This window comes from Bacillus sp. Medicinal_06, from assembly GCF_056711665.1.
This window is the reverse complement of sequence record NZ_JBWYHD010000006.1, coordinates 207,929-230,920: the sequence shown is the minus strand read 5'-3', so window position 1 is coordinate 230,920 and position 22,992 is coordinate 207,929. Positions and strand designations below refer to the sequence as shown.

The window sequence follows — 22,992 nt, the reverse complement described above, 5'->3', positions numbered from 1 at the left end:
ATGTTTAAAGATGTATTATGGAATGATTGGCTGAAGCTTAGGAACTATACACAAATTTGGCTGATTATTCTGATAACACCTCTATTTCTTACTGTTGTTGGAGTGGCCAACTATGTTACTCATATCCATGTTTTTGAAGAGAATGGAATGGTAGGATGGACGGGGGCATGGACCCAAGTCGAGTTTTTGTATGGAACTGTTCTTTGTCCACTACTTTCAAGTGTGTATCTGGCAATACTCTGCCGTTTTGAACATGCAAATGGGGGGTGGAAGCAACTTTTGTCCTATCCTATTCCAAAAGTATACTTTTATCTATCAAAGATGATATGGGGTTGGCTGTTGGTAGGAATGACAAATGTTATGATGTTTTTGTATTTCCTTATATTAGGGAAAGTGATGGGGGTGACAGGAACATTTCCATATTTCGAATTTTTAGGCCTGTTTCTAAATGGGTGGTTGTCCATTCTGCCTCTTATAGCCCTTCAAACCTGGCTGGCGATACAATGGAAAAACTTTTCTCTTCCAATTGCCTTGAATTTTGCTTTTATAATTCCGAATATCTTTGTGACAGGTTCAAAGTATGGAAGATATTATCCTTGGTCACAGCCTGCTTATGCTATGACACCCGAAAATCAACTTGGATTTACACAGACAACCCAAGATTTGTACCTAGCAGTAATAGGTGGTTTTCTCTTGTTTAGTTTAGCTGGAGTCTGGAATTTCATGCGTACTGAAATGAAATAAATACCTATCCAAAATAAGGAGGGAATTATAGTGAAAAAAGGCACCATTATTACCATTATGGCGGTAGCAGTAGTTGTTTTAGCTATCTTGTTCTTTTTTGGACCTTTAGGGGAAATGTTTGCATAACCTACAATTTGATGTAAAAGATGAAACGAAATATCCAAAGTCTATTTATTAGACTTTGGATATTTCGTTTTTAAGAACATATTCTATCTCTATGCCCTTAAAAACGAAATAGCTAAAGGAGATATTTATATAAAAAATTTCATTTAGTCATTGTGTAAAGTTTAGTTCAGTAATCACCTCCTATAAATTATAGTTTGTCAATCTAAGTGCGAAAGTTCCTACTGAAAAGCTTTGTGGGCAGTTTTTCACCCTAAATATTTTTTTGTCTTTGAATACTAAGAAGCAGCACCTGATTGAATTGGTCTTGTGAGACAGGATGAGCTTTATTGTTTTTTAGTGCCGTACTTAATAATACAATTCATCAAATATTAAAGCGTGTAAAGGATAATTTAAAGACCAGAGTTTTTTGGGAAGATGGAGAAGAGAATAATTTTTATCGTTCCCCTGTTTGAGTATAGAGGCATTTTACATTATAGATCGTGATTAATCCAACGAAAAAATTTTGTACAATAAAATTAGACTATCTCTTTTAAGTAATTAATTCTCACTTTACGCTTATTAAAAAAATAAACCTGCATCTGATGAGATGCGGGTTTATTTTTTAACTATATGTTATCATTTTCGCTTGTTGTGACCACAACAGGCGATAAAGTTCACATTCATTAAGCAGAGTATCGTGGCTGCCGATTGCCTCGATACGCCCTTGATCCATAACAATGATAGCATCTGCATCAGTAATGGCTGCCAAACGATGAGCGATAACCAACTGGGTAATACCATTTTTCCGGAAAGTATCATTAAGCTTCTGCTCGGTTAGTGAATCCATCTGACTGGTTGCTTCATCTAAAATTAAAAGAGAAGGGCTCGTAGCTAGAGCTCTGGCTATGGCTAATCTCTGCCTTTGTCCCCCGGATAAATTTTGGCCGTTTTCCCCGATAACCGTGTTATACTTAAGCGGCATTGAAAGGATATCCTCGTGTAGTGATGCTAGTTGGGCGGCTTGCTCCAATTGGTCTACAGGTAAGTCCTCAAAGAAAGATATATTTTTATAAATTGTGTCATTAAACAGGTACGTTTCCTGAAGGACTATGCCAATTTGAGTTCTCAAATCTTCATAATCCACCTGATTCATATGTTCTGATCCATAATAAATAGAGCCCTCGGAAGGGGAATAGAGCCCAAGCAGTAATTTAATTAAAGAGCTTTTTCCACTACCAGTCGGTCCTACAATACCTATTTTTTGTCCTGGTTCTATACTCAATGAAATGTTATGTAAGACAGGTGATTCTCCTTTATAGGCGAAGCTTACATCATCAAAAACTATAGGAGTATTCTTAAAATCGATTTTTGTTTTTCCGCTAAGTTGTAGATTTTGCTCTGTTTTTGCAGAGAGTACATCAAAGACCCTTTCAAAAGCACTGAACAAAATTTGAAAGGATTGAAAGTAAGTAATGAGAGAATTAATGGGCGTTAAAAAGGAGAGAGCTAAAGAATTAAATGCTATTAGGGCACCGATAGTCATAAATCCATTAGAAATCTCCCTCATTCCCAGCATTAAAAGAAGTAGCGGAGCAACTAAGCCCATGCTGCTTACAATGCTGTTTAAAAGACCACTTCGAGAAAACCTTAAGGAGAAGTAATTCATTTGCTCCGAGAATAGTTCTGTCCAGCCATTAAGAATTTTGTCTTCCCTTCGTGTAGACTTAACTAGTAGAATGCTACGTAGTCCTTCCATCAAATAACTTTGAGCGGTCCCCTGAACCGCCAATTCTTGTTGTGAATAGCTTCTTATTGAACCTAAAAAGAGAAGCATCAGAAAAATTTCAGTTATGGCGATTATTAAGGTTATTCCACTTAAAAATACTGACTGTGTAAACATGGTAATTAGACATATCAAAATCATTGTTACATCCAAAATTATTGCGATTCCGGTAGTTGATAGGATCTCCCGAATCATCGAGATATTGTTCAGTCTTGTTGCAAGGTCTCCTGTATTCCGTTGTTCAAAAAAGGTAAGCGGAAGTTTTAATAGATGTGTTAGATAATCTGCAGATAGCTTAGTACTGATATGTCTTTGAAGCTGTGCAAATAGAATACTTCTAATATAGGAAAAAAGTAGGCTAGTAACAAAAATGGCTCCTATAATTAAAAAAATATTGCTGATTATAGAGGATTTTTCAAAATCCATATACCTATCGACAATATAACCTATCATAAAGGGTACGGTCAGGCTAAGGGCCTGAACAAGGATGGAAAATATAATCATTAAAATGCTGTACTTCGGTTTAATCATAGCGTAATAGAGAAGCATTTTGTTACTGCTCTTATTACTGGATCCCTTATTTACTCGCTCTGTGCATTCAAACGTAAGCACTATTCCGCTAAAATGCTGCTCTAGCTCCGTTAGGTTTATTTTTTTTCTGCCTTGAGCAGGGTCAATAATGATTGCTGATCCAGATTTGATTTTATCCAAAACTACATAATGGCTGTGATCCCAGTGTAGGATAGCAGGCAAAGTAATTTGATGGAGTTGGTCCAGTTTTTCTATCTTAAAAGCACGGCATTTGAATCCGTAATTTTCTGAGACGTTCTTTAAAGTTAATGCGCTGACTCCGTTTCTGTATGCTTGGCACTCTTCGCTAAGAATGTAAAGAGGAACTTTAAGTTCGTAGAAAGCAAAAATCATAGAAAGACAGGCTGGCCCACATTCGTTTTGACTCACCTGCCTGATAACCGGAACATTTGTCCAGCGCTTTATTCTTTTTTGCTTCTGTCTAGATGACATTATTTAACCTCCTATAAACTACCTATAGCTCTAGATATCTAGAGCTATAGGTAGTTGAAATTCAAAACTTATTTTAGTGCTGTTATAGATTCTAAGTGAGTTATTGAAGGAACCCCGTTTATATCATAAAGCTTAAGTAGTCCTAAGCCGACACCTGAAATGCCTACCATTGCACCATATGTTTCTAGGTACTGAGGGAGACCGCTTTTCCAACCACCTTGTTGAATTTCATCCAATACATGTTCTCCTACTGCATAGCTGTACTGTTTCCAAATATCCTCTTTAAGTACTTTGCTTGCCAGCAACAGCACATCTAAATTTCCTACATCTCCATGACAAAGGGAATGGTCTCTACCGAATCCTTCTTTTATAATGGTCTCTAAACCGTCTCTGATTTCAATGTCAATAAGAGAATCGGAGTAACCTGCCTCTTTCAATAGCAGACGAGATAAAACTACACCCGATGCTCCATGACACCAAGCACAAGGGAGTTGAGGCAGCTCAGCAGCGCTTGGGAGGGCCCAATTCTTTTTGTCTTCCATGTACAGACTTCGTTCATAAGCTAATCCTTGTTTGAGGGTATCATATAACATTTGCTCCCCGGTCAGTTGATAAAGTTCATGCAAGGCCCAAACAATACCAGAAGTTCCGTGAGAGAAACCAGGTAATGCATCTTCGGAGACGGATATCTTCCAACCAATGCCTATAGTTTGAGGTATAGCTTTTTGAAGAATATGTTCTCCGAATTTCTTTGATGCTTCCAAGAAGATTTCATCTCCTGTCTGTTTGTAAAGATCTAGACAGACAATAAGTGAGCCTGCTGAACCATCTATAATATCCACTTCCTGTATATATGGAATAGATTCAATGAGCTTTGGCATCACTTTATTTACAGCTTCCATTAAGGAAGGTTCATCTAATATTTTTGTTAGGTGGTTAAGCGTATAAATATTAGATAATACTCCAGTAAAAGCGCCTAATGAAGCATACTTAGGATAAGCTAATATCTCCTGAAGAGAGTCTTTTATAGGAGGTAAACATTTTTGTATATAGGCCCTATACTTCGAATCTCTAGTATATTTATATAAATAACCAAAAAACAGAGCAATACCGCTTATTCCATCATATAAATCATTCCCTAGAGGAGCAATTCTCCAGAGGCTTTCTGCATTGTCAGTAAGGCGAGTCCCAATCCAAGAGACATCCTCTTGTCCATTATTTGTTCCTTGTATAGACTTGTCTATCAGGTAATCCGCTACTCTTTTTGCTTCTTCTAAGAACGGATCTCGATCTATTTGGTTATCCGGAATGGAAGGGATGTAACTTGACTTTTTATCTGATGGAGATGATTCAAGTGCCAGCATTGAAAGTTTAATAATTTGTAGCTGTTCTTCATAATCTTTTGGACCAAGCCCATCTATTTTTTCGAGTGTTTTTGCCAAGCTACTTGTTTTATAGTAGTTTTCATAGCAACGCCCGTGGCTGTCGTAGATATGGGGTTGTCCTGGTTCTGTTGTAAAATACGGAATATCTCCTTCCAACAAGTCTGCTTTTTCCGCGAGAAGAACCTGCTTTAATTCTGGTTGCATTTCTGTATCAAGCCATAATTTTCCTAAAAGCATCTCTCTGTCTAGGCCATCCCGTAAATAGTCCGGATGATAGCTGATAGCGAGAAGGTTTCCGTATCTGTTAGTAGCCCGCAATACCTGCCTTACTTTTGTATTTTTAAATCGGCTGATCTCATTTTTTAGGCAATCTTTGTTCGCGGCCAGTAAATCATAGGCTTCCTTGAATCCTGCCATCATGTCATCTATATACATAGTGACACTTACTTTTTTACCATTTAATGTTGGATAATTTGAGCTGGCAGGAATTTTAATGTATCCACGTTCTACTTTTTGTTCATCTGTGTTATTCGACTGGATAACTGGTACTTTGGAAGGATAAATCTGTTCCTCACCGTTAGCCATCCCGCTTATGTTGAGGCCCCGTCCCTCAGCTTTATTGAATAACGTGAAAACTGGTAGGATATTGGTAGCCAAAACAGATTGACTTAGTGTTTTAAGTGCTACTTCTTGAGCAGTAACTGACTCGGTTGACTGTACGGCATCTTGATTAAAGAGAGTTTCTAGATCAATTAGCATTGGATATTCGCCGCTGGCAATCAGGTTTTCGTTGTGAAAATCAATAGCATTTATAGAATATAAAAGTGCCAAATAATATCCCATTCTACGATAAAAGTTGTTTACTTCCTGTTCGGTTGAGCATTCTTTATGTTCTATAAACTCACTCCAGCCGTATGTACCCCTATCTAGTAGAGTGATAGGTAGAAGCTCCAATTTTTTCTCTTTTAGTTCGTTAAACCAGCACAAAAGCTGTTGAAATTGTTCATCGATTTTTAAAGGCCTTGGCTTATACACTAGATTCCTGTTACCGTTGAACTCTATGATAACTACTCCTTTCCCGCCGTTGTGTGAATCGGAGATGTTCGTTTTTATATCCTCCATGGCCGTTATAGGAGTACCATTAAAAAAATGCTGTTCGATTGTCTTCTTATCATGTAGAAGGTGATCGTAAATTTCTGCAAAATTATCTGCCCATCTAATTGTCTTTCCTGAAAGAATTCTTACTAAGACAGGGTATTGCTTATAAAGTTGTGCTAAGTAATTTTTATCGGTTAAAAGTGTATAGGAAAAATATTTATAACGCTCTTGAGGTGTTTCTCCGACAAGAAGCTCTTTTAATCTTGCTATATTCAATTCCAAAGTTAGAGTTCGGAAGCTCACTTTGCTGAGTGTTTCGGCCAAATTACGCACAAGCTGGAAAAGTACCTTTTCTTTTGATAATGAGAAACCATGTTTTTTTTCAGATAATGAAACTGCTTTTTCTATTCTCTCAACCCCAATTTTTAAAAAGGGGAGTAAAAAATTAAAAAAAGCAATTGGCTCATTTGGATTAAGAGTAATTATTTTTTTGAGAATGTGTGGCAATTCCGGTTCCTGATGATTAAATCTTTCTAATTCACCAACAATAGCAAGCCACTCAGCACTGGAATCGAAGTCATAGTTATTACTTATCATTATTTTATATAAATCCTTGTGTTCTATATTATGTAAATGTAAGTTTTTTAAAAAGAGATCTTCGTTTTTGCCTATCCCGTCTATCCAGTTGCTGATCCGGAGATTAGAATAGTCATCAGGCTGCATTTCTTGAGCGAGATTACTAGTTGTGCTCTTTTGGACTCTTTCTTCTATGAAAAATGCCTTTTTTAAAGCTTGATTTGCAAGCATGGGATCACTCCTATATGTAAATAAAATCTTTAATAATTATGTAAGAATAATAATAGAGGATTGGGGGTATCATGTAAAAATATAAAATACCTTTAGAATTAGAAAGAAGATAGCAATGCTATCTTCTTTCTAAAGGTATTGCAAAGAACTGAAATAAGTATTTTTGTAATAGTGCTAGCTGTTTAAATCATCTGATCGTGATTCGAACAGCTTATGCTATTAGCAAGACCAGCTCCAACAAGACCATGATGGACAAATTGAGCAATCTTTTGTCCATGTACAAGTACCACCACAACCAGCAGCACCCACTACTTTATCAAGATCAGCGTCTGAAAGTTCTGCAAGAACATCTCCTGCAGGATTTACTGGCATTTTGCTAAGTTCTGCTGCTGAAAGAGTAGAACGTTTAGCTGGATCATTCCAGTATTGGATAATTTTATCATTCATGTAATTCACCCCCCTCGAAGTAAATTTATAACATTTTATATAAAAAAGCAATATATATTTTATATTTTTTGAAATTTTTAAATTTTATCCGTTATATATGTATTTGACACTTAAGAGCTATTGGTAGGCCAGATGAAAGGTTTGTAAGAGCATTCCCTGCAGGGAGGATTACTGGTATTTTGCTAAGTTCTGCTGTTGAAAGAGTAGGGCACTTAGCTGGGAGATTTCAGTATTAGATGATTTTATCATTTGTGAAATTACCTCTTTTATAGTGAGAAATACAGTGATTTATATATAAAATATATAATTGCATTTTATATTTTATATTTTTATTTTGGGAAAATGATCTGTTACATATGCATTTGACACTTAAGGAGCTGTTGGCAAACTGGCTGAAAGTTTTTTGTACCCGACCTAGGTGAAGATCTGGACTGTAAGGTAAGGGTGATAGTAGCTGTAGCTTAAGATAAGGGTATATCATAGTCTGAAGGAAGGCGGTAAGCTTTCTTTTCAACAGTCTATTTCCAAAGTTCTAACGAGTATATACGCTCCGTTTTTTTTCTAAGTCTTGAATTTTGTCTGGGGGAACGTTCACATGATGTAATCAGATTGGAGCAAGTTTATATAGAAGAAGGTTATAGGTGGTAATAGACATAGATTTTGAAAAATTCTTCGATAAGGTAAAACTATGACAGACCTATGATCTATGATGACACACTCTCAAAAGATTAAGCATCTTAGATTAATCTATACATACCTACAAGCAGGAATAATGGACACGGATTAGTCAACCTAAACACAGAAGGAACTTCACAAGGAGGCTTATGATAAATTTTGTATACGGTGGTCCATTGATTCTGCTTTTATCTAATATTATTCTAGATAAATTTTAAAAAACAGTATTTTCCAAATAAGTATTTTAAGATCCAAAGCAGAACTCGGGAAATGATGTTAAGAAAGTAATATATAAAGATGGAAAACCGAATAAAAGAATTGAATTAGTACTTTATTGAATGAGGATACTACAAACTCATGGATACACCATCGAAACTAAAAGAACTTGAAGGTGGGTTTACACGTAGACTGAGAATGATTCTATGGAAGGAGTGGAAGAACCGAAGAAGTGGAGTCGAAAATCTAAGGAAATAATTAGGTGCTGGAGAGAAAGCATACAAATAGAGAGTTTTTTGAAAGGGATACTGCGAAAACAAGGATTGAAGAGCCTAAGGATAAGATTATGAACAATTGCGTATAATTTTGAACCGCTGTATATGGAACCGTATGTACGGTGGTTTGAGGCCGACAGAAGTTAGTCTCCTACCTCTATCTCAATTGATTATATGTTGGGATTTTATATTTTATTTAAAATTTATTATTAATATTTAAATTATTACTAATAATATAAAAAAACTCTATTCAAAAGTTAATAAATAGTGGTAAACTTTTACTTGTATTGAGAAAAATGTAGTTTTTTTATATAAAATTATTCGGTTTTTTATATTTTGAGGGAGGTCGAATATTTAGGGGATTCTAAAACTATTGAAGTCTTAAAAGAAAAACTAAGAAGTATGGACGATGTAAAGTATTTTAAAATTACATTTTGTAATACTAAAACTGCTCTCAGAATAGGAGGTCTTTCTACGGTTTCCTCATAGAATGTATCTCGGTTCAAGTCTTTAGAATCTATGGATCATGGATGCGGTTCAGAAGCGTTTTACCAGAATGATATTTCGCTTACTGAAGACGCTCCCAGTATTCTACTTGAGATATTAATGAGAGCTTTCCGGTGTTTTGTTTTTCTGCTTCCAAATGAGGAAGCAAAGATCAATTTGCTATTTTGCAATTATAATGATACCGAACTTCTGCACTCTAATGAAATTAAAAGAGATGAACTCTTTTGATGCCTTTGCAGACAAGTCTATAGTTTGTGTATTAGAAAGTCCCATACTTTTCTTTCTATACCTCCACATTTACCCCTCATTTTAAAGAATTACTGCATGTGGAGTACTTAAAGGAGCAATAAATGGTAAATAGACATGAGAATTAACAGATTCATTTTGAAATATTTGGTGACAACTCAATGTTATATTATCAGAATTATCAATTTACCATTCGCGTTGTGGTTCTTTTTTCTTATGTAGAAGGAAACAAAGAATCTAAAAAGCAAGAGATTATCTAAAAAAGCTGATACGCCTTTTGATTTGTTACACGATTCATTAATTTGTATAAAAATTTATATGATTGACAGGGACTATTCCATTCTGGATGAATCTGTCAATCATATAATTACTGACGGGTGATTCACTAATTTATTTGAAAAAGAACTCATAGGGACACATCAGCAGCTTAGAAACGGAAGGGAAGCATCACTTAAAAGGATTGAGTTTCAGTATTTATAATACGTTAATTGGTTGAACCACTTTATCTTCGATAGGAGAGCTGCTTCTCTTAAAAGATTGAATATTGAAAAATGATAGATGTAAGATTTCTTGTATTGAATTTCTATATAATTCCAGAAAAGCAGTCGTACTCACTCATGAAGGAAATGCAGATAGAGTCTCTTTTGGAAAAAATTCATCAACATTGTAAAAGAATAAATGTTACACCTTATATTTACAAATTTATTCTTTATTCATTGCTGCTGCACCTCTATACAGGCTAATCCACAGTATATCACCATCATTTCAGACGATGTTCATTTATCAAAATGAACTCATTGATTATTACAAAATTGGTGATCTGAAGATTGGTTTGTAAGTTGAAAGTAATTATACATCCAAATTTGATTTTCTTTTACATATTTATCACTGGGAAATTCTTTTTTGCTAGGACTGGAATACAACACTACTCTTTTAGGAGAAGAAACTATTTACCGTTTTCTTGAATATTATAAAAGGTTAATGGAAGGGGTTGTCGAAAATTAAACTCTCGGAAATTAGTATTGTATCAAACGTGGAGAAACAGAAGTTATTAGTAGATTTCAATAATACCATGGCGGAATACCCGCGAGAAAAAACAATTGTAGATCTTTTCCATGAGCAAGCTATGAAGACACCAGACAGGATCGCCTTGACAATAGGAAAAGATAACCTGTCTTATAGTGAACTGCATAGAAAATCCAACCAAGTGGCTCGCCTTCTTCAGAAACAGGGGACAGGCCGCGAACAGGTAGTGGGTCTCCTGGTTAATCGTTCGGTTGAGATGATTGTAGGTATTCTGGGTATATTAAAGGCAGGTGCAGCTTATCTTCCGATTGATCCGGATTACCCGGAGGAAAGAATCCGCTATATGCTTGATGACAGCGGAGCCGAGAAGCTGATCGTCCAGTATGCAGAAGACGTTCCCGCCCATTATTCCGGACAGGTACTAGGGCTTTGGAAACGGGAATGGGAGAAAGAAGATCCTTCGGATCTGGAAGTGGAAGCTGGTCCGAAAGACTTGGCTTATATCATCTATACCTCGGGATCTACTGGACAGCCGAAAGGAGTTATGGTGGAGCACCGGAACGTGGTACGTCTCTTGTTTAACGATCAGAATCTCTTTGATTTCTCGGAAGAAGATGTTTGGACATTGTTCCACTCCTATTGTTTTGATTTTTCAGTTTGGGAAATGTATGGTGCCTTGTTGTATGGAGGTCGGCTAGTTCTTGTTCCATCTTTTGTGGCTCGGGATCCGGAGGCTTTTGCTGAGCTTCTACTTAAAGAGAAGGTGACCATCTTGAACCAGACGCCTACGGCGTTTTATCAGCTTTCTCACCAGATGAAAAAGATGAAGCCAGCCGAGATGCCTGTCCGCAAAGTCATTTTTGGGGGGGAAAAGCTATCTCCTCTACAGCTGAAGGACTGGAAAGCAGCCTATCCTTCCACGCAGTTGATTAATATGTACGGGATTACGGAAACGACTGTTCATGTCACGTATAAGGAAATCACTGAAAAAGAAATTGAGACTAACATCAGCAATATTGGAAAGCCGATTCCTACCCTTCAAGTGTATGTGCTAGGTAGCCAGAAGAACCTCCTACCTATTGGAGTTGGTGGTGAAATGTATGTGGCTGGGGAAGGTGTGGCTAGAGGTTATTTGAACCGGCCGGATTTAACGGAAGAGCGCTTTGTCGAAAATCCGTTTCGACCAGGAGAGCGGATGTACAAAACAGGTGACCTGGCCCGATGGCTGGAAGATGGGAATCTGGAGTACCTTGGAAGAATGGATGACCAGGTTAAAATCCGTGGCCATCGGATCGAATTAGGAGAGGTTGAAACCCAGCTACTTCTCTGTAGCGGAATTAGAGAAGTTTTTGTACAAGCTTTTGAAGAGGAACAGGGACAAGCTTTGGTTGCCTATTATACAGCCGAAGAGGAATTGAGTCCTTCGGGACTCCGAATGGAATTGGCCAAAAGAGTCCCATTTTATATGGTTCCTTCTTATTTCATTCAGCTTGAAATGATGCCACTCACTTCCAATGGTAAGGTTGATCGCCACAGGCTTCCGGCTCCGGAAGTGAAAGGTGTTATCCATGAGGAGCCCCAGAATCCGCTGGAAGGCCGTGTACGGTCTATCTGGGAGGAGTTTTTAGGCACCTCTCTTGGTGTAACTGACAGCTTTTTCAATCTGGGAGGAGACTCTATCAAAGCCATCGGATTGATTAGTTTTATGAATAGGAAAATGGACTGGGCTATTCAGATTAAAGATTTGTATGAATATCCAACTATAAAAGAGCTAGTCGCGTATGCCGGTGCAAAAAGTTTTTCACTGGAAGAGGAACGAATAGAAAAAAGAAAAGAATTGCAGGATTTGAAGAGTAAGTTCCTTGCGGAGCACGTCTCTTTAGCTTATAAAGTGGTTGATGTGTATCCAATGAGTGATATCCAGCAGGGAATGGTTTTTTATTCTTTGAAATATCCAGAAGAAGCGTTTTATCATGACCAACTTGTTTATCAGCTAGAGGATACTTCATTTGAAGTGGGAAAATTAACTGAAGCTATGACCTTATTAATGAATAAACATGAAATTTTACGAACGGGCTTTTTCTTAGATGAAGGATCTGTGCCTCTTCAAGTTGTCTACCAGTCAGTTCCAGTCGATATCATAGAGCGTGATCTATCAGTATATACAGAAAAAGAGCAGGAGGATTTTATTGAGCGTTCTCTTTTGGAAGATCGTCAGAATCCGTTTGAGCTAAAAGAGGGACCCCTTTGGAGGCTTCGGGTATATAGGTTAAACGACCGTCAGGTCGCTTTTGCTTGGATAGTCCATCATGCCATTATGGATGGCTGGAGTGTTGCCTCGTTTATGACGGAGTTAGTAGGCGTATATTTCAAGTTAAAAGCTGGTACTGTACAACTGTCTCAACTGAAGAGCAACTATAAGGATTACATAGTGGACCAGATGATTGTTTCCCAGCAGAAAGATTTAACGACTTACTGGCAGAAGGAGTTGGAAGATTTTAAGAGGCTTCAACTTCCATTTGAAGCTACACAGGAAACTAAAACAACTACTAAAATGCTAAATCCAGAACTTCTTCAACAACTTAAACGAGTTGCTAAAAAAGAGAAGACTACTATAAGAACAATGTGTCTGACTGCCTACCTCTCTGTAATGAAGTTGATCACGTTTGAAAGTGATATAACTATAGGTTTGGTTGAGAACGCAAGGCCGGTTACTGAGGATGCTGAAAAAATGCTCGGCTGTTTTTTAAACACAATTCCTTTTAGGATTTCTATAGATAAAGAAGAGACTTGGGAGACGCTATTAAGGAAAGTTCATAAAAAACAAATTGATAAGAAAAAATTTGGACGTCTTTCTTTTAAAAGAATATCGGAAGCTATAGGTGCTTCAAGTGCTTTGGATAACCCTGTTTTTGATATTTTATTTAATTTCATAGACTTTCACACATATGAAAATATCAAGAAGCATTCCATAACCCCTAGAAAAGAGAGTTATGAAAAAACCAATACTTTATTTGATTTTTCAATTTCTACAACTCTAAATCAATTTGAAATCAGGATTGTTTCTTCTTTTTCGGATTTAACTATTAAAAGACTTTTAGGCTATTTTGAACGTGCTTTATACATTTTGATTGATAATTTAGATCAGCGGTTTAGGAATGAACAGCTTCTCGAAAATGAGGAAACATTTTCTCTTCTGCATCAGTTTAATAACCAGAAAGTTGACTATCCTCAGGAAAAAACATTGGTAAGTCTTTTTGTAGAGCGGGCTAATAAGGCGCCAGACAAGATTGCTTTAACTCTGGGAGAAGATTGTTTGTCGTATGGTGAACTACATAGAAAATCTAACCAAGTGGCCCGCCTTCTTCAGAAGCAGGGGGTAGGTCGCGAACAGATAGTAGGCCTTCTAGTCGATCGTTCACCCGAGATGATTATAAGTATCCTCGGTATATTAAAGGCGGGTGCAGCTTATCTTCCGATTGATCCGGATTATCCGGAGGAAAGAATCCGCTATATGCTTGAAGATAGCGGGGCCGAAAAGTTGATTGTCCAGTATGCAGAAGACGTTCCCGCCCATTATTCCGGACAGGTACTAGGGCTTTGGAAACGGGAATGGGAGAAAGAAGATCCTTCGGATCTGGAAGTGGAAGCTGGTCCGAAAGACTTGGCTTATATCATCTATACCTCGGGATCTACTGGACAGCCGAAAGGAGTTATGGTGGAGCACCGGAACGTGGTACGTCTCTTGTTTAACGATCAGAATCTCTTTGATTTCTCGGAAGAAGATGTTTGGACATTGTTCCACTCCTATTGTTTTGATTTTTCAGTTTGGGAAATGTATGGTGCCTTGTTGTATGGAGGCCGGCTAGTTCTTGTTCCATCTTTTGTGGCTCGGGATCCGGAGGCTTTTGCTGAGCTTCTACTTAAAGAGAAGGTGACCATCTTGAACCAGACGCCTACGGCGTTTTATCAGCTTTCTCACCAGATGAAAAAGATGAAGCCAGCCGAGATGCCTGTCCGCAAAGTCATTTTTGGGGGGGAAAAGCTATCTCCTCTACAGCTGAAGGACTGGAAAGCAGCCTATCCTTCCACGCAGTTGATTAATATGTACGGGATTACGGAAACGACTGTTCATGTCACGTATAAGGAAATTACTGAAAAAGAAATCGAGACTAACATCAGCAATATTGGAAAGTCGATTCCCACTCTTCAGGTGTATGTGCTGGATGGACAGAAGAACCTCCTACCCGTTGGAATTGGCGGTGAAATGTATGTGGCCGGGGAAGGTGTGGCTAGAGGTTATTTGAATCGTCCAGAGCTAACGGAAGAGCGCTTTGTCGAAAATCCGTTTCAACCAGGAGAGCGGATGTACAAAACAGGTGACCTGGCCCGATGGCTGGAAGATGGAAACCTGGAGTACCTTGGAAGAATGGATGACCAGGTCAAAATCCGCGGGCACCGTATTGAATTAGGAGAGGTTGAAACCCAGCTACTTCTTTGTAGTGGAATCAGAGAAATTTTTGTACAAGCCTTCGAAGAGGAACAAGGGCAAGCTTTGGCCGCCTACTATACGGCTGAAGAGGAATTGAGTACTTTTGAGCTTCGAGCGGATTTGGCTAAAAAAGTTCCGTCTTATATGATTCCTTCTTATTTTATTCAGCTTGAAATGATGCCACTCACTGCCAATGGTAAGGTAGACCGTCACAGGCTTCCGGCCCCAGAAGTGAAAGGCACTATCCATGAGGAGCCCCGGAATCCGTTGGAAGGCCGTATACGGTCTGTTTGGGAAGAGTTTTTAGGTACCTCCCTTGGCATAAGTGACAGCTTTTTCAATCTGGGGGGAGACTCTATTAAAGCAATCGGATTGATTAGTCTTATGAACAGGAAAATGGACTGGACTATTCAGATCAAAGATTTGTATGAACATCCAACTATAAAAGAGCTAGTCGCGTATGCTGGTATACAAAATGGTTCACTGGAAGAAGAACGTAAACGTATAGAAAAAAGAAAAGAACTACAGGACCTGAAGAACAGGTTCCTTGAGGAACACACTTCCCTAGTTCATAAAGTAGTAGATGTTTATCCAATGAGTGATATCCAGCAGGGAATGGTTTTTTATTCTATGAGAAATCCAGAAAAGGCGCTTTATCACGACCAACTTGTTTATCAGCTAGAGGATGATTCATTTGAATTGGGAAAATTAACTGAAGCTATGACCTTATTAATGAATAAACATGAAATTTTACGAACGGGCTTTTTCTTAGATGAAGGACCTGTGCCTCTTCAAGTTGTCTACCAGTCAGTTCCAGTCGATATTATAGAGCATGATCTATCAGTATATACAGAAAAAGAGCAGGAGGATTTTATTGAGCGTTCTCTTTTGGAAGATCGTCAGAATCCGTTTGAGCTAAAAGGGGGATCCCTTTGGAGGCTTCGTGTATATAGGTTAAACGACCGTCAGGTCACTTTTGCTTGGATAGTCCATCATGCCATTATGGATGGCTGGAGTGTTGCCTCGTTTATGACAGCGTTGGTAGATGTATATTTCAGGTTAAAAATCGGCCCTGTGGAATTGGTAGGACTGAAGAGTAGCTATAAGGATTATGTAGTGGATCAGATGGTTGTTTCACAGCAAGAAGACCTAACGACCTATTGGCAGCAGGAGTTGTCAGATTTTAAAAGGCTTGAACTTCCATATGGAGCTGAGCAAGAAGTGGGAGCTTATATTATGGAGCTCGACTCTGACCTACTGCAGAGATTGAAGAAAGTTGCTAAGGAAGAAGGAACGACTCTAAAGATACTTTGCTTAACAGCCTATCTGTTTATGATGCGGATGATTACCTATGAAAATGATTTGACGATAGGATTGATTGAGAATGCGAGGCCAGTTACACAGGATGCAGAGAAGGTACTTGGTTGTTTCCTGAATACAACACCTTTTCGCATAGAGATAGATGAATCTGGAACATGGCAATCACTGCTTACGAAAGTCCACCGTAAGCATGTGGATTTAAAGAGCAAGGGTCGTTTTCCTTTTAGAAAAATTGCTGAGCTGATAGGGAGAACAGAAGTAAATGAAAATCCTATTTTTGATGCCGTTTTTAATTTTGTAGATTTTCATGTGTATAACGGATTGGAAGGTTCGCCTTTATCATATGGGGTTAATAGTTATGAGAAAACGAATACATTATTTGATTTTTCCGTGTCAACTACATTCGACCGATTTGAAATAAGAGTGGTGTCTGGTTTCTCAGAGATTGTCTTAAAAAAGTTATTAAGGTATTTTCAATTTATTTTAGAGGCGCTTTCTGAAGATATTCAAAGTGAAATTTCCACCCTTGCTCTTTTGGAACAAGCAGAAATAGACAAATTACTTAAACGGTTTAATGAAACTTCGGTGGACTTTCCGAAAGATCGTACTGTAACTCAACTTTTTGAAGGACAAGCAGCAAAAACACCTAATAATGTCGCTTTGGTGTTTGAAAATAAGGTTCTCACATACAAGGAACTCAACAGAATGGCTAATCAGATTGCACGTAGCTTGGTAAAACAGGGAGTAAAGAAAGGGCAGAAGGTCGGACTTCTCACGGAGCGCTCGTTTGAAATGATTGCAGGTATACTGGGCATTCTTAAATCTGGTGCTGCTTACCTTCCGATCGATCCAGGTTATCCGGCGGAACGGATTCAATATATGATTGATGACAGCGGAACCGAACTTGTAATTCTTCACGGAGGCGTTCTTCCGGACACCTATGAAGGGAAGGTTCTTACAATTGAGGAAGCTTTAGAAGAAAGGGATTCTTCCAATCTAGGTAGGGCTTCCGGGCCAGAAGACTTAGCTTATATTGTCTATACTTCAGGATCTACTGGGAAACCGAAAGGAAATCTGACTACCCATCGGAATGTCATCCGGACGATCATTAACAACGGCTATTTAGAAGTGAAAGAAACTGACCGGTTCCTTCAGTTGTCCAATTATGCATTTGACGGTTCTACCTTTGATATTTATGCATCACTTCTTCATGGAGCGCGGTTGGTGCTCGTTCCGAAGGAAACGGTTGGAGATGCTCTCCGGCTCTCACGCCTAATCCAAGAAGAACAGGTAACAATTTCGTTCATGACAACAGCGCTATTCAACACGCTTGTGGATGTGGATCTTGAAAGTCTAAAAGGGCTGCGAAAGCTCCTGTTTGGCGGTGAAATGGTGTCAGTCAAACATGTGCGAAAAGCATTGAGGGCAATGGGAGAAGACAGGCTCATTCACGTATACGGACCAACCGAAACAACAGTGTTTGCCACGGCTTGCCCTGTTACTGAGTCTATGATTAACCTCCATACGGTGCCGATTGGGAAGCCAATTAGTAATACATCGGCTTATGTTTTAAGCCCTAGTGGTCAGCTTCAACCGGAAGGGATTCCTGGAGAGCTGGTTATCGGAGGAGACGGAGTCTCCCGCGGATATCTGAATCGACCAGACTTGACAGAAGAGCGTTTTTTGGAGAATCCTTTCGTGCCTGGCGATCAAATCTATAAGACGGGGGATCTGGTCCGCTGGATGCCAGATGGAAACCTTGAGTACTTGGGAAGAATAGACCAACAAGTGAAAGTCAGAGGTCACCGGATTGAGCTTGGAGAAATTGAAAGTCGACTAAAAGAATTTCCAGCGGTCCGCGAGGCGGCGGCCACTATGAAAATAGACAGTCAGGGGCATTCTTACCTTTGTGCCTATATCGTCTGGAAGGGAGAGGTATTGGAAGCTTCTTTGCGCGAGTATCTGGCAGAACACTTGCCAGCTTACATGATTCCAACTCATTTTTCCTATCTTGAGGAGCTTCCGCTTACTCCAAATGGAAAAGTGGATAAAAATAGGCTTCCCGCAGAAAGAAGTAAAAATAAGGGAACAAAGCTTTATGTAGAACCTGTCACGGATACAGAGAAGGCGCTGGCCGAAATATTTAAGGAAATTTTGCAGGTAGAGCAGGTAAGCCTGAATGATAATTTTTTTGAACTTGGAGGGCACTCTCTTAAAGCTACGATTCTTTCAGCCAGAATTCATAAAATTATGAGAACAGAAGTAAGTCTGAAGCGAATTTTTAGTTTCCCAACAGTTAAAAAGCTAGCTCAACATATCGATGAGCAGTCTCAAAGCTCTTTTGAGGCAATTAGGCGTACTACCGAAAAAGAGTACTATCCTGTTTCTTTTGCGCAGAAACGAATTTATGTTTTGCAGATGATGGAGGAAAAGGGAATTCATTATAATATTCCAATACTGTTAAAAGTAGATGGAAAGCTGGACCTTGAAAAGGTTCAAGAATCATTAAACTGTCTAATTCAACGACATGAAATTTTAAGGACATCATTCCACTTCGAAGAAGAACAGCTTGTACAAAAAATTCATAATAATTTGGATTGGCCGCTGGTGCATGTCATTGCGCAGGATCCAAATATTGATACTCTTAAAAAAGAGTTTATTCGACCATTCGATTTAAGCTGTGCCCCTCTATTAAGGTCGCAGTTAGTACAGATTAATGCTGAATCGCATATACTCATGATTGATTTTCATCACATCATTTCAGATGGAATATCTGTAAATATACTGCTTCAGGAGTTCTATGATCTCTATCACGGACGGGAGCTTCAAGAGGCGACTATCCAATATAAGGATTATGCGGTTTGGCAACAGAGTCAAGTTGACTCCTTAAAGCGTCAAGAGATTTTCTGGAAAAAACGTTTTGAAGGCGAAATTCCTGTGCTGGATATGCATACTGATTATTCGAGACCACAGGTACAGAAGTTCGACGGTGATTTGCTGCAGATGGATTTTAGTAGAGCGTTTACGGAAAGGATTAAACTTTTTTCTTCTCAATCAGATGTGACTCTTTACATGACTATGCTGGCAGCCTATCATGTTCTTCTGCATAAGTATACAGGTCAGGATGATATTGTGATTGGTTCACCGATTGCAGGGCGTTCTCACTCAGACACGGAAAAAGTAGTCGGCATGTTTGTCAATACTCTGGCGCTACGTCATAAATCAAATGCTGGACAATCATTTAGCGAATTTTTAAATCAGGTGAAAAATGAGGTGCTTCTTGCACAAGAACATAGTGAATATCCATTTGAAGAATTGGTCGAAAAACTGGGGCTCCAACGTGTGTTAAATCGAAATCCTTTGTTTGATACAATGTTCATTCTTCAGAACATGGAGAAATTTCAAACGGATCATGATGGACTACAACTTAACGTAATGCAGTTAGAAATGGATACATCAAAGTTCGACCTTAGCTGGGTTATAGATGAAACTGAAAATCTCCGTTTGTCGGTAGAATACAGCACTCGTCTGTTTAAAAAACAATCTGTGGAAAGAATGGTTACCCATTACATTCATATTCTTGATCAGATTCTAAAAAATCCTGATATCCTGATTGGTCATATCCAACTGGCTACAGAAAGTGAAAAACAGGAGGTTCTTATAAAGTTTAATCAGACCGGGTTTCAGCAGGCGAAAGTTGAAACTCTGCATGGCTTGTTTGAGCAACAGGTGAATAAAAGCCCTGACAACGTTGCAATTGTTTCTGGCAACGAGCAAATCACATATAGAGCTCTTAATGCACGTTCAAATCAGCTGGCCAGAGCTTTAAGGAATAAAGGGATCGGAAAAAATCAGATTGTAGGGTTGTTATTCGAAAAGTCCATTGACATGATTGTAGCTATCTTAGGGGTATTAAAAGCGGGTGCAGCCTATATGCCGATTGATCCGAGCTATCCTGAGGATAGAATATTGTACATGCTCAATGACAGCAGATCAAAGGTTTTAGTCTGTACTAATTCTACATTTGTTCCTACAGAATTTAATGGAAGTATTTTGAAAATCGATGATATTCTAGCTGCATCTTTTGAAGTTCATAATCTGAGTGAAACTGCTTCAGCAGAAGATTTATCGTATCTGATATATACCTCAGGTTCCACAGGAAAGCCAAAGGGGGTAATGGTGGAGCATAGGAATGCAGTACGTCTTTTCTGTAATCAAAATAACATATTTGATTTTGATGAAGAAGATATATGGCTATTCTTTCATTCCTATTGTTTCGACGTCTCAGTATGGGAAATCTTCGGTTCTTTGCTGAGGGGAGGAAAGCTGGTTGTAATATCTCAAATGGATAGCAGAAGCCCAGAAAAGCTTCTAACAATTATGGAAAAAGAGAAGGTAACTATTATGTGTCAGACACCGTCTTCCTTCGTTCCAATGTCTGCGGAACTTAATAGAACTTTCTACAACTTGAAGATAAGGAAAGTTATGCTGGCCGGAGAAGCCCTATATCCCAACCAACTGGAGCAATGGAGACAGGTTTATCCTGATACACAGATTATTAATATGTACGGCCCAACTGAAACAGCAGTTTATGCCACATATAAAGTGATGAATCCAGCTGAAACATCTTATATCAGCAATATAGGAGCACCTTTAGAACTTACAAAAGCTTATGTACTTGATAATCAAATAAATCTCTTGCCAGCAGGAGTGCCAGGCGAACTCTACATCTCCGGTACAGGAGTTGCAAGGGGTTACCTAAACATGGAAGAGTTGACATGTCAGAAGTTTATGACAAATCCTTTTGAGATTGGACAAAGAATGTATCGGACAGGAGATCTCGCTCGTTGGCTTCCAGACGGAAATTTAGAGTATTTAGGAAGGAAGGATTCCCAAGTCAAGATAAGGGGTTACCGAATCGAACTGGGAGAGATTGAAGCTTGCTTATTGGCCCATCCTTCAATTGAAGAAGCTATTGTTTCTTCAAGAAAAACTGAGGACGGAAACTTGAACCTCTGTGCGTATTTGATCTCAAACAAAGAATGGAGCGTTTCAGAGCTACGGGCTCATTTATTGAGAACTCTACCAGAATATATGATACCTGCTTTTTTTGTCGAGCTAGACTCTTTTCCGCTCACTTTAAACGGAAAACTTGATTACGCAGCTCTACCTGAGCCGAAATTAAAGAAGAGCGCTGAGAATTACACTGCACCTAAAACAGAATTGGAGAAAATAATGGCTCAAACTTGGCAAGAGGTCCTACAGATTGAGGCTGTTGGTATCCATGATAATTTCTTTGAACTAGGAGGAGATTCAATTAAAGCTATTCAGATTGCGGCAAAACTTCATGAACATCGGTTGAAATTCGATATGAAGGACTTATTTAAGAATCCTTCCATATCGGATTTGATCCCTTATTTACAGTCTAGCCAGGCTAATGAGGAACAAGGATTGATTGAGGGGGATGTTCCGCTCACGCCAGTGCAGAAATGGTTTTTTTCTCAGCAGTATCATGAAGTAGGACACTTTAATCAATCCATGATGCTTTTCCGGAAAAAGCGTTGGAATCCTATAGCCGTAAAGGATAGCATGCAGAAGATTTGTGAGCACCATGATGCCCTTCGCATGGTTTTCTCACGTGAAGTTTTTTCACAGTATAACAGAGGACTGGAAGGTATAGATTTAACTATTGAAGTGCTGGAGTTTTATGGAGCGGAGAATGCAGAGGCCTTGATAGAGAAGGAAGCAACACGGATACAGGGCAGTCTTAACCTTTCAGAGGGGCCGCTTGTAAGACTTGCTATCTTCAATACCGAAGAAGGTAGTTATCTTCTGATAGTCATCCATCATCTGGTTGTTGACGGTGTTTCATGGCGTATTATTTTGGAGGATTTTTCGTATCTGCATGATGAAGGAGGATCAGTTCTTCCTGCTAAAACGACTTCATATCAATCTTGGGCGAAAGAGCTATATAAATATGCAAAGAGCCAAAAGCTTCAAAAAGAGATTCCTTATTGGAGAAAATTAGAGTCGAAAATTGTCCCGCCTCTTCCAAAAGATCAAAGTGTTACGGGGACTTCTCTCTACGGGAATACTCAATTAGAAGAATTCTGTCTGGGTGAAGAAGAAACTAAAATCCTTTTAACAAATGCTCATCAGGCCTATCAGACAGAGATAAATGATCTTTTGCTTGCTGCACTTGTTCTCGCAGTTAAAGAGTGGACTGGCAAGAACAGCATGGCCGTTACCTTAGAAGGTCATGGTCGAGAAAATCTGTTAGAAAAAGTAAATTTAAGCAGAACAGTGGGATGGTTTACAAGCATGTTCCCGGTTGTTTTTGAACTAGACTCAGACCATTTTTCTTCAGTAATCAAAGCGGTTAAAGAAAACATTCGCGATATACCAAATAAAGGTGCGGGGTATGGGGTAATTAAATATTTGGCTCTTGAAAACGATACGGACTTTAAATTTAATCTCAAACCGGAAATCAGCTTTAATTACTTAGGTCAGTTTAACCATGAGATATTTAACATGCCGATTGGGAAACAGATTAGTATGATTAATGAGAATCCTTATCCTATTCAAATGAACAGTTATGTTTCTGGGCAGCAGCTAAGAATGATATTGCTTTATGATCAGAGGAGTTTTTATAGCAGCAGCATAAAATTCTTTGGAGAACGTTTCATACATTATCTGACTTTATTGATTAAACATTGTGAAAGTAAGGAAGAAACAGAGAGGACTCCAAGCGACTTCAGCATGACCAAATTGACCGCAAGTGATTTAGACGATATCTTTGAGGCTTTTGAAGAGAAGAATTAATTTATATTACATTGGGGGTTA

General features: G+C 38.6%; 5 protein-coding genes and 1 pseudogene. 3 read left to right on the top strand and 3 right to left on the bottom strand.

Going from position 1 to position 22,992, the window contains the following annotated elements:
* Nucleotides 1-744 (top strand): ABC transporter permease, encoded by a 744-nt coding sequence (locus tag AC1M36_RS16515; RefSeq protein ID WP_062821225.1) that lies wholly within the window; start codon nt 1-3, stop codon nt 742-744.
* Between the two features lie 727 nt (nt 745-1,471).
* On the opposite strand, the gene AC1M36_RS16510 is transcribed toward AC1M36_RS16515, so the two are convergent.
* The 3 genes from AC1M36_RS16510 to AC1M36_RS16500 form a co-directional block, all read right to left on the bottom strand.
* Nucleotides 1,472-3,655, bottom strand: a complete 2,184-nt coding sequence (locus tag AC1M36_RS16510; protein WP_098507776.1) for a peptidase domain-containing ABC transporter — start codon at nt 3,653-3,655, stop codon at nt 1,472-1,474.
* A 68-nt stretch (nt 3,656-3,723) separates the two neighbouring features.
* A complete protein-coding gene (locus AC1M36_RS16505) occupies nt 3,724-6,945 on the bottom strand; it encodes a type 2 lanthipeptide synthetase LanM family protein (RefSeq protein WP_336451701.1) in 3,222 nt (1,073 codons plus the stop codon).
* Nucleotides 6,946-7,164: 219 nt separating this feature from the next.
* On the bottom strand, nt 7,165-7,392 hold the full coding sequence (locus AC1M36_RS16500; protein ID WP_336451716.1) for a mersacidin/lichenicidin family type 2 lantibiotic: 228 nt from the start codon (nt 7,390-7,392) through the stop codon (nt 7,165-7,167).
* Between the two features lie 1,029 nt (nt 7,393-8,421).
* Here AC1M36_RS16500 and AC1M36_RS16495 point away from each other — a divergent pair.
* Nucleotides 8,422-8,541 (top strand): annotated as a pseudogene (locus AC1M36_RS16495) (group II intron maturase-specific domain-containing protein); the annotation flags it as partial.
* 1,761 nt (nt 8,542-10,302) lie between these two features.
* On the top strand, nt 10,303-22,971 hold the full coding sequence (locus tag AC1M36_RS16490; RefSeq protein WP_479846049.1) for an amino acid adenylation domain-containing protein: 12,669 nt from the start codon (nt 10,303-10,305) through the stop codon (nt 22,969-22,971).
* Nucleotides 22,972-22,992: the final 21 nt, after the last annotated feature.